The sequence below is a fragment of the Enterobacter cloacae complex sp. genome, assembly GCF_900322725.1.
Classification (GTDB): domain Bacteria; phylum Pseudomonadota; class Gammaproteobacteria; order Enterobacterales; family Enterobacteriaceae; genus Enterobacter; species Enterobacter quasihormaechei.
On record NZ_LT991957.1, the window covers coordinates 2,035,751 to 2,048,500 of the forward strand.

The 12,750-nt window shown below is 57.0% G+C and carries 9 protein-coding genes; 8 read left to right on the forward strand and 1 reads right to left on the reverse strand.

The features are described 5' to 3' along the window. Positions 1-12: 12 nt before the first annotated feature. The 6 genes from yihT (at position 13) to ompL (ending at position 7,842) form a co-directional block, all read left to right on the forward strand. A complete protein-coding gene (yihT, locus tag DBR02_RS10205; RefSeq protein WP_045260226.1) occupies positions 13-888 on the forward strand; it encodes a sulfofructosephosphate aldolase in 876 nt (291 codons plus the stop codon). A gap of 14 nt (positions 889-902) precedes the next feature. Beyond that, positions 903-2,144 carry a sulfoquinovose isomerase gene (yihS, locus tag DBR02_RS10210; protein ID WP_107534266.1) on the forward strand — a complete coding sequence of 414 codons (1,242 nt, stop codon included), beginning with the start codon at positions 903-905 and terminating at the stop codon, positions 2,142-2,144. A 16-nt stretch (positions 2,145-2,160) separates the two neighbouring features. Beyond that, positions 2,161-4,185, forward strand: a complete 2,025-nt coding sequence (locus DBR02_RS10215; RefSeq protein ID WP_107534268.1) for an alpha-glucosidase — start codon at positions 2,161-2,163, stop codon at positions 4,183-4,185. A 45-nt stretch (positions 4,186-4,230) separates the two neighbouring features. After that, positions 4,231-5,613 (forward strand): MFS transporter, encoded by a 1,383-nt coding sequence (locus DBR02_RS10220; RefSeq protein WP_022649848.1) that lies wholly within the window; start codon positions 4,231-4,233, stop codon positions 5,611-5,613. Positions 5,614-5,656: 43 nt separating this feature from the next. Then, positions 5,657-7,081, forward strand: coding sequence for an MFS transporter (locus DBR02_RS10225; RefSeq protein WP_107534270.1), 1,425 nt, complete (start codon positions 5,657-5,659; stop codon positions 7,079-7,081). 74 nt (positions 7,082-7,155) lie between these two features. Continuing rightward, positions 7,156-7,842, forward strand: coding sequence for a porin OmpL (gene ompL, locus DBR02_RS10230; protein WP_063865415.1), 687 nt, complete (start codon positions 7,156-7,158; stop codon positions 7,840-7,842). A 79-nt stretch (positions 7,843-7,921) separates the two neighbouring features. Here the strand turns inward: ompL and typA are convergent, their stop codons facing one another. Further along, positions 7,922-9,745, reverse strand: coding sequence for a ribosome-dependent GTPase TypA (gene typA / locus DBR02_RS10235; protein WP_107534271.1), 1,824 nt, complete (start codon positions 9,743-9,745; stop codon positions 7,922-7,924). A 377-nt stretch (positions 9,746-10,122) separates the two neighbouring features. Here typA and glnA point away from each other — a divergent pair, with 377 nt between their 5' ends. Both glnA and glnL read left to right on the forward strand, forming a co-directional pair. Then, positions 10,123-11,532 carry a glutamate--ammonia ligase gene (glnA, locus tag DBR02_RS10245; RefSeq protein WP_003861925.1) on the forward strand — a complete coding sequence of 470 codons (1,410 nt, stop codon included), beginning with the start codon at positions 10,123-10,125 and terminating at the stop codon, positions 11,530-11,532. A gap of 167 nt (positions 11,533-11,699) precedes the next feature. Beyond that, entirely contained in the window at positions 11,700-12,749 is a 1,050-nt protein-coding gene (glnL, locus tag DBR02_RS10250) for a nitrogen regulation protein NR(II) (protein ID WP_003861923.1), read from the forward strand. The last annotated feature ends 1 nt before the right edge of the window (position 12,750 follow it).

The window sequence follows — 12,750 nt, forward strand, 5'->3', positions numbered from 1 at the left end:
AAGGACTGAGGAATGACGATGTACACCCTGAAAGATATCACCCGACCTTCCGGCGGTTTTGCAATGCTGGCCGTGGATCAGCGCGAAGCGATGCGCCTGATGTTTGCCGCCGCAGGCGCGCCGGTGCCGGTAACCGACCAGCACCTGACGGATTTTAAGGTCAACGCGGCGAAAATTCTGTCGCCGTACGCCTCTGCGATCCTCGTCGACCAGCAGTTCTGCTATCGCCAGATTGTCGAGCAGCAGGCCGTAGCCAACAGCTGCGCGATGATTGTGGCCGCCGACGAGTTTATTCCGGGGAACGGTATTCCGGTCGACAGCGTGGTGATCGACAAAAGCATCGACGCCCAGGCGGTCAAACGCGATGGCGGCAAGGCGCTGAAGCTGCTGGTGCTGTGGCGCAGCGATGAAGATCCGCAGCAGCGCCTGGAGATGGTGAAAGCGTTCAATACGCTGTGCCACGACAACGGGCTGCTGAGCATTATCGAGCCGGTGGTACGTCCGCCGCGTCGCGGAGCCGAATTTAACCGCGAACAGGCGATTATTGATGCGGCGAAAGAGCTGGGCGACAGCGGTGCCGACCTCTACAAGGTGGAGATGCCGCTGTTTGGCAAGGGCACGCAGCAGGAACTGCTGGCGGCCTCGCAGAAGCTGAACGAGAACATCGCCATGCCGTGGGTGATCCTCTCGTCCGGCGTGGACGATAAGCTGTTCCCGCGCGCCGTGAGCGTGGCGATGCAGGCAGGGGCATCGGGCTTTTTAGCCGGTCGCGCCGTCTGGTCCTCGGTGATTGGCCTGCCGGATACCGAGCTGATGCTGCGTGATATTTCCGTACCAAAACTTCAGCGTCTGGGTGAGATCGTCGACGAAATGATGGCTCGCCGTTAAGAAAGGACCCGAACATGAAATGGTTTAACACCCTGAGCCACAACCGCTGGCTCGAACAAGAGACCGACCGCATTCTTGATTTCGGCAAAAACGCCGCCGTACCGACCGGCTTTGGCTGGCTGGGCAATAACGGGCAGGTTCGCAGCGATATGGGTACCCATCTGTGGATCACCGCCCGTATGCTGCACGTGTACGCGGTGGCGGCGAACATGGGCCGTCCCGGCGCGTATGCCCTGGTTGAGCACGGTATTAATGCCCTCAACGGCCCGCTGCGCGACAAACAGCACGGCGGCTGGTACGCCTGCGTAAACGATGAAGGCGTCATTGATGCCTCCAAGCAGGGCTATCAGCACTTCTTCGTCCTGCTGGGCGCGGCGAGCGCCGTCACCACCGGTCACCCGCAGGCACGCAAGCTGCTGGACGATGCCATCGAGGTGATTGAGCGCTACTTCTGGAGCGAACAGGAGCAAATGTGCCTTGAGTCCTGGGATGAAGCCTTCAGCAAAACGGAAGATTACCGCGGCGGTAACGCCAACATGCACGCCGTGGAAGCCTTCCTGATTGTCTATGACGTAACTCACGACCGTAAGTGGCTCGACCGCGCCCTGCGCATCGCCTCGGTGATTATTCACGACGTGGCGCGCAAGGGCGAGTATCGCGTTAACGAGCATTTCGACACCGACTGGAACCCGATCCGCGATTACAACATCGATAACCCTGCTCACCGCTTCCGCGCTTACGGCGGCACGCCGGGACACTGGATTGAGTGGGGCCGCCTGATGCTGCACCTGCGCGCCGCGCTGGAAGCGCGCTTTGAAACCCCGCCGGAGTGGCTGCTGGAAGATGCGAAAGGCCTGTTCCACGCCACCATCCGCGACGCCTGGGCACCCGACGGCGCCGACGGGTTTGTCTACTCCGTGGGCTGGGACGGCAAGCCTATCGTTCGCGAACGCGTGCGCTGGCCCATCGTCGAGGCGATGGGCACGGCCTATGCCCTCTATACCGTGACCGGCGAAGCGCAGTACGAAGCCTGGTATCAGAAGTGGTGGGATTACTGCATCACGTACCTGATGGATTACGAAAACGGTTCCTGGTGGCAGGAGCTGGACACCAATAACGAAGTGACCACCAAAGTCTGGGACGGTAAGCAGGATATTTACCATCTGCTGCACTGCCTGGTGATCCCCCGCCTGCCGCTGGCGCCGGGCTTAGCGCCTGCCGTCGCCGCCGGATTGCTGGATAGCCAGGCCAAATAATAAAGACGGAGTTTTTATGCGTACCCTACACAATATTGACCTGAAGAATAACGAACGTGGCTTCACCCTGCGCTGGCAGGATCGCCTGATTTTGTCCCACTCCGAAGAAGCGCCTTGCCTGTGGATCGGAGCAGGCGAGGCCGATATCGAGATGTTTCGCGGCAATTTCAGCATTAAAGACAAGCTCAACGAAAAGATTGCCCTGACGGACGCGACCGTCACGCAGCAAAGCGCAGGCTGGGCCATCCGCTTTACCCGCGGCGATGCGGTGAGCGCCACGCTGCTGGTGGGCGTGGACGCGGAAGGCCGTCTGGAGCTGAAGCTGAAAAATGATGCTCCCGGCCATAACCGCATCTGGCTGCGGCTGGCGGCGCAGCCAGAAGATCATATCTACGGCTGCGGCGAGCAGTTCTCGTACTTCGATCTGCGCGGCAAGCCGTTCCCGCTGTGGACCAGCGAGCAGGGCGTGGGCCGCAACAAGCAGACCTACGTCACCTGGCAGGCCGACTGCAAAGAGAACGCGGGCGGCGATTACTACTGGACCTTCTTCCCGCAGCCTACCTTCGTGAGCACCCAGAAGTATTACTGCCACGTGGATAACAGCTGCTACATGAACTTTGACTTCAGCGCGCCGGACTTCCACGAGCTGGCGTTCTGGGAAGATAACGCCACGCTACGCTTCGAATGTGCACAAACCTACGTCGATCTGCTGGAAAAACTGACCGGCCTGCTGGGGCGCCAGCCTGAGCTGCCGGACTGGGTTTACGACGGCGTGACGCTGGGCATTCAGGGCGGCACCGAGGTGTGCCAGCAGAAGCTCGACGCCATGCGCGAGGGTGGCGTGAAGGTGAACGGCATCTGGGCGCAGGACTGGTCCGGCATCCGCATGACCTCCTTCGGCAAACGCGTGATGTGGAACTGGAAGTGGAACAGCGAGCTTTATCCGCAGCTTGACGAGCGGATCGGGCAGTGGAAGCAGGAGGGCGTACAGTTCCTCTCCTATATCAACCCGTACGTCGCCAGCGATAAAGATCTCTGCGAAGAGGCGGCGAAACGCGGCTATCTGACCAAAAACGCCGACGGCGAGGATTACCACGTTGAATTCGGCGAGTTCTACGCGGGCGTTATCGACCTGACCAACCCGGAAGCCTACGGCTGGTACAAAGAGGTCATTAAAAAGAACCTGATCGAGCTGGGCTGCGGCGGCTGGATGGCCGATTTCGGGGAATATCTGCCGACCGATACCTTCCTGCACAACGGCGTCAGCGCAGAAATCATGCATAACGCCTGGCCTGCCCTGTGGGCGAAATGTAACTACGAGGCGCTCCAGGAAACCGGCAAACTCGGGGAGATCCTGTTCTTCATGCGCGCGGGCTACACCGGCAGCCAGAAGCACTCGGTGATGATGTGGGCGGGGGATCAGAACGTTGACTGGAGCCTGGACGACGGTCTGGCGTCCGTCGTGCCTGCGGCTCTGTCGCTGGCGATGACCGGGCACGGCCTGCACCACAGCGACATTGGCGGCTATACCACCCTGTTCGAGATGAAGCGCAGCAAGGAGCTGCTCCTGCGCTGGTGCGACTTCAGCGCCTTTACGCCGATGATGCGCACCCACGAGGGCAACCGCCCTGGCGACAACTGGCAGTTCGACGGCGATGCGGAAACCATCGCGCACTTTGCGCGCATGACCACCGTGTTCACCACCCTGAAGCCGTACATCAAAGCTGCGGTTGCGCAGAACGCGAAAAGCGGCCTGCCGGTGATGCGTCCGCTGTTCCTGCACTACGAGGACGACGCGCGCGCCTACACGCTGAAATACCAGTATCTGTTTGGCCGCGATCTGCTGGTGGCGCCGGTTCATGAAGAGGGCCGCCGGGACTGGTCGCTCTATCTGCCGCAGGACAGCTGGGTCAATGCGTGGACGGGGGAAATCTGCCAGGGCGGTGACGTGACCGTTGATGCCCCGATCGGCAAGCCGCCGGTCTTCTATCGCCAGCACAGCGAATGGGCAGATCTGTTTAGCACCTTACGTGATATCTGATAAGGCTCGCCCGCAGGGAAACCTGCGGGCAGACGGAGAACAATAATGAGTCAACATACTTCCGATCCGGCAACCCTACGCCTGCCGTTTAAAGAAAAACTCGCCTACGGGATGGGCGATCTCGGCTCTAACATCCTGCTGGATATCGGCACGCTCTATTTGCTGAAGTTTTACACCGACGTGCTGGGGCTGCCCGGCACCTACGGCGGGATCATCTTCCTGATTGCCAAATTCTTTACCGCCTTCACCGATATGGGCACCGGGATCATGCTCGACTCCCGGCGCAAGATTGGCCCGAAAGGGAAATTCCGCCCGTTCGTGCTGTATGCCGCCTTCCCGGTGACCTTACTGGCGATTGCCAACTTCGTCGGTACGCCATTTGAGATGACCGGCAAAACGGTGATGGCGACGGTGCTGTTCATGCTGTACGGCCTGTTCTTCAGCATGATGAACTGCTCTTACGGCGCGATGGTGCCCGCCATCACCAAAAACCCGGACGAGCGCGCCTCGCTGGCGGCCTGGCGTCAGGGCGGCGCCACGCTCGGCCTGCTGCTCTGTACGGTGGGCTTTGTCCCGGTAATGAACCTGATTGAGGGTAACGACCAGCTTGGCTACATCTTTGCCGCTACCCTCTTCTCGCTGTTCGGGCTGTTCTTTATGTGGTGGTGCTATAAGGGCGTCACCGAGCGTTACGTCGAGACGCAGCCTGCTAACCCGGCGCAAAAGCCGGGGCTGTTGCAGTCGTTTCGCGCCATTGCCGGAAACCGTCCGCTGTTTATCCTGTGCATCGCGAACCTGTGCACGCTGGGCGCGTTTAACGTTAAGCTCGCCATTCAGGTCTACTACACGCAGTACGTGCTGAACGACCCGATCCTGCTGTCGTACATGGGCTTCTTCAGCATGGGCTGTATTTTTATCGGCGTCTTTATGATGCCCGGCGCGGTGCGGCGCTTCGGCAAGAAAAAGGTCTACATCAGCGGGCTGGCAATTTGGGTGGCGGGCGATCTGCTCAACTACTTCTTCGGCGGCGGCTCGGTGAGCTTTGTGGCGTTTTCCTGCCTGGCGTTCTTCGGCTCCGCGTTCGTGAACAGTCTGAACTGGGCGCTGGTATCCGATACCGTGGAATACGGCGAGTGGCGCACCGGCGTACGCTCCGAGGGGACGGTCTATACCGGCTTTACCTTCTTCCGTAAGGTCTCGCAGGCGCTGGCGGGCTTCTTCCCGGGGATCATGCTCACGCAGATCGGCTATGTGCCCAACGTGGTGCAGTCCGCCGGGACGGTTGAAGGGCTGCGGCAGCTGATATTTATCTATCCGAGCCTGCTGGCGGTCATCACCATCGTGGCGATGGGCTGCTTCTACAACCTCAACGAGAAGATGTATGTGCGCATCGTGGAAGAGATCGAACTGCGCAAACGTACGGCATAAATGACGTGATAGAGCGCCCTGCGGGGCGCTCTGAGGATCGACCATGACACACAATACTGATCCGTTAACCCTGAAATTGAGCCTGCGAGAGAAGTGCGCCTACGGGATGGGCGATTTTGGCTCGAATCTGATGTTGTGTATTGGCACGCTGTACCTGCTGAAGTTTTACACCGATGAACTGGGGATGCCCGCGTTCTACGGCGGCATTATTTTCCTGGTGGCAAAGTTTTTTACCGCCTTTACCGACATGCTTACCGGGGTGCTGCTGGATTCCCGGCGAAACATCGGCGCGCGGGGAAAATTCCGGCCATTCATTTTGTATGCCTCCGTGCCGGTGGCGCTGGTCGCGACGGCGCAGTTTATGGCCAACGACTTTAGCCTGACGGTCAAAACGGCTATCGCCACCGTGCTCTTCATGATGTTTGGGCTCTGCTACAGCCTGATGAACTGTGCCTACGGTGCGATGGTGCCAGCTATCACCAAAAACCCGAACGAGCGCGCGCAGCTTGCCGCGTGGCGTCAGGGCGGTGCAACGGTGGGGCTGTTGCTCTGCACCGTCGGCTTTATGCCCATTCAGGCGCTGTTCGTCAGCCAGCCTTCTCTCGGCTATCTGGTAGCCGCGCTGGTGTTCGTCACCGGCGGCCTGTTCTGCATGTGGTGGTGCTACAGCGGGGTGAAAGAGCGCTACGTGGAGCTTACGCCCGATCACCATAAGCCCGGCATTCTGAAATCGTTCTGTGCGATTTTCCGCAATCCGCCGCTGCTGGTGCTGTGCATCGCCAACCTCTGCACCCTCGCCGCGTTTAACATCAAGCTGGCGATTCAGGTCTATTACACCCAGTACGTGCTAAACGATCTGCATTTACTGTCGTGGATGGGCTTTTTCAGCATGGGCTGCATTCTGATTGGCGTGTTTCTGGTGCCCGGCGCGGTGAAGCGCTTTGGCAAGAAGCCGGTCTATCTGGGCGGGCTGGCGCTGTGGGCGGTGGGCGACGTGCTGAACTTCTTCTGGGGAACCAGCTCCCTGCTGTTCGTGCTCTTTTCCTGCATGGCCTTTTTCGGCACCGCGTTTGTGAACAGCCTGAACTGGGCGCTGGTGCCGGATACCGTTGATTACGGCGAGTGGAAAACCGGCATCCGCGCCGAGGGATCGGTTTATACCGGCTACACCTTCTCACGCAAAATCTCCGCCGCCCTCGCCGGCTTCCTGCCTGGCATCATGCTGACCCAGATCGGCTACGTTCCCCACGCCGTACAGAGCGCGGGCACGCTGCTGGGTTTGCGTCAGCTTATTTTCCTCTGGCCGTGCGGCCTGGCAATCGTCGCCGCCGTGACCATGGGGCTGTTTTATAAACTCAACGAAGCGCGCTTCGCCTTTATCATCGAGGAGATTGGAAAACGGAAAAAACAGTCAGCGAATACCCCTGAGATAACATCCAACAATAAAGCGTCAGCAGTCACTTTATAACAATAAATTCGGCCCGTATTTCCTTCCTGTTCATCAGGAGGGAGGCCTTTCTGTACCTGATACATGGACAAATTATGAAAAGAATCATCACTGTACTGATCGTGTCGTCTGTGTCCTGCCCGGTATTCGCCGGGGCCTATGTTGAAACCCGTGAAGCCTACAATACGGCCTCTGAGCTGCACGAAGTGATCCTGCGTGCCGGCTATAACTTCGATATGGGCGCGGGGCTGATGTTCACCAACGCCTACAACGTGGGGAGATGGGATGAGCTCAAGCACAGCTATAACGAAATAGAGGGGTGGTATCCGCTCTTTAAACCGACGGATAAACTCACCTTTCAGCCCGGCGGGTTGATCAACGACAGCAGCGCCGGTTCGGGTGGCGCGGTGTATTTAGATACCAACTATAAATTCACGGACGGGTTTAATCTGACGTTCCGCTATCGCTATAACCGTAACAATTACGATACGCCGGACTATAACGGGCAGATGGATAAGAACGACACGCACGAATTCGCCAACTACTGGAATTTCAAAGTGACGGATGCGTTTTTCTACACCTTTGAGCCGCACTTTTTCCAGCGGATAAATGATTACCACAGCAAAAATGGCAAAGACCATCACTGGGAAATAACCAACAAGTTCAGCTATAAGATCGACAGAAACTGGCTGCCGTACCTCGAACTTCAGTGGCTGGACCGATGGAATGATTACAACCGCGAGCAGTACCGGATTCGGTTAGGGTTGCGGTATTCGTTCTAATAAAAAAGCCGCTGATCGCTCAGCGGCTTTTTCGTTGCCGGGTGGCGCTTGCGCTTACCCGGCCTACGGCATAACCGAATTACTCTTCTTTCGCACCGCGCATAGCACGTTTACGATCGTTCTCGGTCAGGTGACGTTTACGGATACGAATTGACTGCGGCGTCACTTCGACCAGTTCGTCATCATCGATGAATTCCAGAGCCTGCTCCAGGGTCATCTTGATCGGTGGAACCAGAACCGTTGCTTCGTCAGTACCGGACGCACGCATGTTGGTCAGTTTCTTACCGGTCAGGCAGTTTACCGTCAGGTCGTTAGAACGGCTGTGAATACCGATGATCTGGCCTTCGTAAACTTCAGCACCGTGACCCAGGAACAGCTTACCGCGATCCTGCAAACCGAACAGCGCAAACGCAACCGCTTTACCCTGACCGTTGGAGATCAGCACGCCGTTGTTACGCTGGCCCACTTCGCCCGGACGCACGTCGTCGTAGTGGCTGAAGGTGGAGTACAGCAGACCCGTACCGGAGGTCATGGTCATGAACTCAGAACGGAAGCCGATCAGGCCACGGCTTGGGATCACGTAGTCGAGACGTACGCGGCCTTTGCCATCTGGATTCATGTTTTTCAGGTCGCCTTTGCGCTCGCCCAGCGCCTGCATCACAGAACCCTGGTGCTGCTCTTCAACGTCCAGCGTTACGTTTTCGAACGGCTCTTGTTTACGGCCATCGATTTCGCGGAAGATAACTTTCGGACGGGAAACCGCCATCTCGAAACCTTCACGACGCATGTTTTCAATCAGAACGGACAGGTGCAGCTCACCACGACCGGAAACGCGGAATGCATCAGCGTCTTCGGTTTCTTCAACGCGCAGCGCAACGTTATGCACCAGCTCTTTGTTCAGGCGGTCAAGGATCTGACGAGAGGTAACGAACTTACCTTCTTTACCACAGAACGGAGAGGTGTTGACGTTGAAGAACATAGATACGGTTGGTTCATCAACGGACAGGGCTGGCAGCGCTTCAACATTCTGCGGATCGCAGATGGTGTCGGAGATGTTCAGCTCACCCAGACCGGTGATGGCGATGATGTCGCCCGCTTCAGCGATGTCGCTCTCGATACGCTCAAGACCCAGGTGAGTCAGGACTTTACCGACTTTACCGTTACGGGTTTTGCCTTCGCTATCGATGATAGTGACCTGCTGGTTAGGCTTCACTTTACCGCGCTTGATACGACCAATGCCGATTACGCCAACGTAGTTGTTGTAGTCGAGCTGGGAGATCTGCATTTGCAGGGTGCCTTCCAGGTCAACGTTTGGCGCAGGAACGCGGTCAACAATCGTCTGGTACAGCGGAGTCATGTCTTCAGCCATGGCTTCGTGATCCAGACCCGCGATACCGTTCAGCGCAGAGGCGTAAACGATAGGGAAGTCCAGCTGCTCGTCGGTCGCGTCGAGGTTAACGAACAGGTCGAATACCTGGTCAACAACCCAGTCAGGACGCGCGCCAGGACGGTCAACCTTGTTGATCACAACGATAGGTTTCAGGCCGTGGGCAAATGCTTTTTTGGTCACGAAGCGCGTTTGCGGCATAGGGCCATCAAATGCGTCAACCACCAGCAGCACGGAATCCACCATGGACATCACGCGCTCAACTTCACCACCGAAGTCGGCGTGCCCTGGGGTATCAACGATGTTGATACGGTAGTCATTCCATTTGATAGCGGTGTTTTTGGCGAGGATGGTAATCCCACGCTCTTTCTCCAAATCGTTGGAGTCCATCACACGCTCTTGAGTTTCGGCACGAGCATCAAACGTACCAGACTGCTGTAGCAGCTTATCAACCAGGGTAGTTTTACCATGGTCGACGTGCGCGATGATGGCGATATTACGCAATTTTTCGATCACAACTTTGCCTCAGGCATTTAGAAATAGCGCGTTATTGTACACGGATTAATCGCACTACAAAACAGGATCACAAACATCCCCCGCAAACAAGTATTGCAGAGATGCTTTGTGATCGCTTTCACGGAGCGGTAAAAGGGCACTTTAACGTAAACTGCACCAATATGGTGCTCAATGTTCACATTGAAGCACTATAATGGTGCAACGAATCCAATGTGGTGCAGCCCTTCTGCACTATGGTGCGCATGATAACGCCTTTTGGGGGTGTTTTAAAAGTTGGCACAGATTTCGCTTTACAGAAATACAGTAAAAATATGGCAGCCCAGCCGATTTGAAGACCTCGTTACCACGACGACAATGACCAATCTGGAGAGTTAAGTATGTCCGCTGAACACGTTTTGACGATGCTGAACGAACATGAAGTGAAGTTTGTTGATCTGCGCTTCACCGATACCAAAGGTAAAGAACAGCACGTCACGATCCCTGCTCATCAGGTGAACGCCGAATTCTTTGAAGAAGGCAAAATGTTTGACGGCTCCTCCATTGGCGGCTGGAAAGGCATCAACGAATCCGACATGGTTCTGATGCCAGATGCAACCACTGCGCTCATTGACCCGTTCTACGAAGAACCTACGCTGATCATCCGCTGCGATATCCTGGAACCCGGCACGCTGCAAGGCTATGACCGTGACCCACGCTCCATCGCAAAACGCGCTGAAGAGTACCTGCGCTCTACCGGCATCGCAGACACCGTTCTGTTCGGGCCAGAGCCAGAGTTCTTCCTGTTCGACGACATCCGTTTCGGTGCTTCCATTTCTGGCTCCCACGTGGCTATCGATGACATCGAAGGCGCATGGAACTCTTCCACCAAATACGAAGGCGGTAACAAAGGTCACCGTCCTGGCGTGAAAGGCGGTTACTTCCCGGTTCCTCCGGTCGATTCTTCACAGGACATCCGTTCTACCATGTGTCTGATCATGGAAGAGATGGGCCTGGTTGTTGAAGCGCACCACCACGAAGTGGCGACGGCTGGCCAGAACGAAATCGCTACCCGCTTCAACACCATGACCAAAAAAGCGGATGAGATTCAGATCTACAAATACGTTGTGCACAACGTTGCGCACCGTTTCGGTAAAACCGCGACCTTCATGCCAAAACCAATGTTCGGCGATAACGGTTCCGGTATGCACTGCCACATGTCCCTGTCCAAGAACGGCACCAACCTGTTCTCTGGCGACAAGTACGCGGGTCTGTCTGAGCAGGCGCTGCACTACATCGGCGGTGTTATCAAGCACGCTAAAGCGATCAACGCCCTGGCGAACCCGACCACCAACTCCTACAAGCGTCTGGTCCCAGGCTACGAAGCACCGGTGATGCTGGCTTACTCTGCCCGTAACCGTTCTGCGTCTATCCGTATCCCTGTGGTGGCGTCTCCGAAAGCGCGTCGTATCGAAGTGCGCTTCCCGGACCCGGCGGCTAACCCATACCTGTGCTTCGCAGCACTGCTGATGGCCGGTCTGGACGGTATCAAGAACAAGATCCACCCAGGCGAAGCAATGGACAAAAACCTGTACGACCTGCCGCCAGAAGAAGCGAAAGAGATCCCACAGGTTGCCGGCTCTCTGGAAGAAGCCCTGCAAGCGCTGGACGCAGACCGCGAGTTCCTGACCGCTGGCGGCGTGTTCACCGATGAAGCGATCGACGCTTACATCGCGCTGCGTACCGAAGAAAACGACCGCGTTCGCATGACGCCGCACCCGGTTGAGTTCGAGCTGTACTACAGCGTTTAATTGATTTGTTTTGCCCGGCGCTTTCGCGTCGGGAGTAGTTGCCGTGGAAACTTTAGCCCATCTTCGGATGGGCTTTTTTCTCCACCAACAACCTGATCTCACGCGCTTTTTACCTTTAAAACGCTATACTGCACTAAAATAGTGCAACTACTCCAGGAGACTGCTGAATGGCAACTGGCACGCTGCCCGATGCTGGGCAGATCCTCAATTCTTTGATTAACAGTATTTTGCTGGTCGACGACGAGCTGGCGGTGCATTACGCCAACCCGGCGGCGCAGCAGTTGCTCGCCCAAAGCGCCCGTAAGCTGTTTGGCACGCCGCTGCCGGAACTGCTGAGCTATTTCTCGCTGAATATTGGCCTGATGCAGGAGAGTTTGCAGGCGGGCCAGGGCTTCACCGATAACGAAGTGACGCTGGTAATTGACGGACGCTCGCATATTTTGTCCCTCACCGCCCAGCGCCTGCCGGATGGCATGATTCTGCTGGAAATGGCGCCGATGGATAACCAGCGTCGTCTCAGCCAGGAGCAGCTTCAGCATGCGCAGCAGATTGCGGCGCGCGACCTGGTGCGCGGGCTGGCTCATGAGATTAAAAACCCGCTGGGCGGCTTACGCGGTGCGGCACAGCTCCTGACCAAAGCGCTGCCTGACCCTGCCCTGGCGGAGTATACCAACGTCATTATTGAGCAGGCGGACCGTCTGCGTAATCTGGTCGATCGTCTGCTCGGGCCACAGCAGCCGGGGATGCACGTTTCAGAAAGCATTCACAAAGTTGCGGAGCGAGTGGTGAAACTCGTCTCTATGGAGCTGCCGGATAACGTCACGCTGGTGCGTGATTACGACCCAAGCCTGCCGGAGCTGGCGCACGATCCGGACCAGATTGAACAGGTGCTGTTGAACATTGTGCGTAACGCGTTGCAGGCGCTGGGCCCGGAGGGTGGCGAAATTATTCTGCGTACCCGCACCGCGTTCCAGCTGACGCTGCACGGCGTGCGTTATCGTCTGGCGGCACGTATTGATGTGGAAGATAACGGGCCGGGGATCCCGCCGCATCTCCAGGACACCCTGTTCTACCCGATGGTCAGCGGTCGCGAAGGTGGCACCGGGCTGGGGTTATCCATAGCCCGTAATTTGATTGACCAACACTCCGGCAAAATTGAATTTACCAGTTGGCCGGGACATACCGAGTTTTCGGTTTTCCTGCCGATTAAAAAATAAA

What these genes read in the sequence shown, in the direction of transcription:
- DBR02_RS10225 (WP_107534270.1), top strand. Translation starts at nt 5,657, where the DNA reads ATGACACACAATACTGATCCGTTAACCCTGAAATTGAGCCTGCGAGAG.
- ompL (WP_063865415.1), top strand. Translation starts at nt 7,156, where the DNA reads ATGAAAAGAATCATCACTGTACTGATCGTGTCGTCTGTGTCCTGCCCG.
- glnL (WP_003861923.1), top strand. Translation starts at nt 11,700, where the DNA reads ATGGCAACTGGCACGCTGCCCGATGCTGGGCAGATCCTCAATTCTTTG.
- glnA (WP_003861925.1), top strand. Translation starts at nt 10,123, where the DNA reads ATGTCCGCTGAACACGTTTTGACGATGCTGAACGAACATGAAGTGAAG.
- yihS (WP_107534266.1), top strand. Translation starts at nt 903, where the DNA reads ATGAAATGGTTTAACACCCTGAGCCACAACCGCTGGCTCGAACAAGAG.
- DBR02_RS10220 (WP_022649848.1), top strand. Translation starts at nt 4,231, where the DNA reads ATGAGTCAACATACTTCCGATCCGGCAACCCTACGCCTGCCGTTTAAA.
- yihT (WP_045260226.1), top strand. Translation starts at nt 13, where the DNA reads ATGACGATGTACACCCTGAAAGATATCACCCGACCTTCCGGCGGTTTT.
- DBR02_RS10215 (WP_107534268.1), top strand. Translation starts at nt 2,161, where the DNA reads ATGCGTACCCTACACAATATTGACCTGAAGAATAACGAACGTGGCTTC.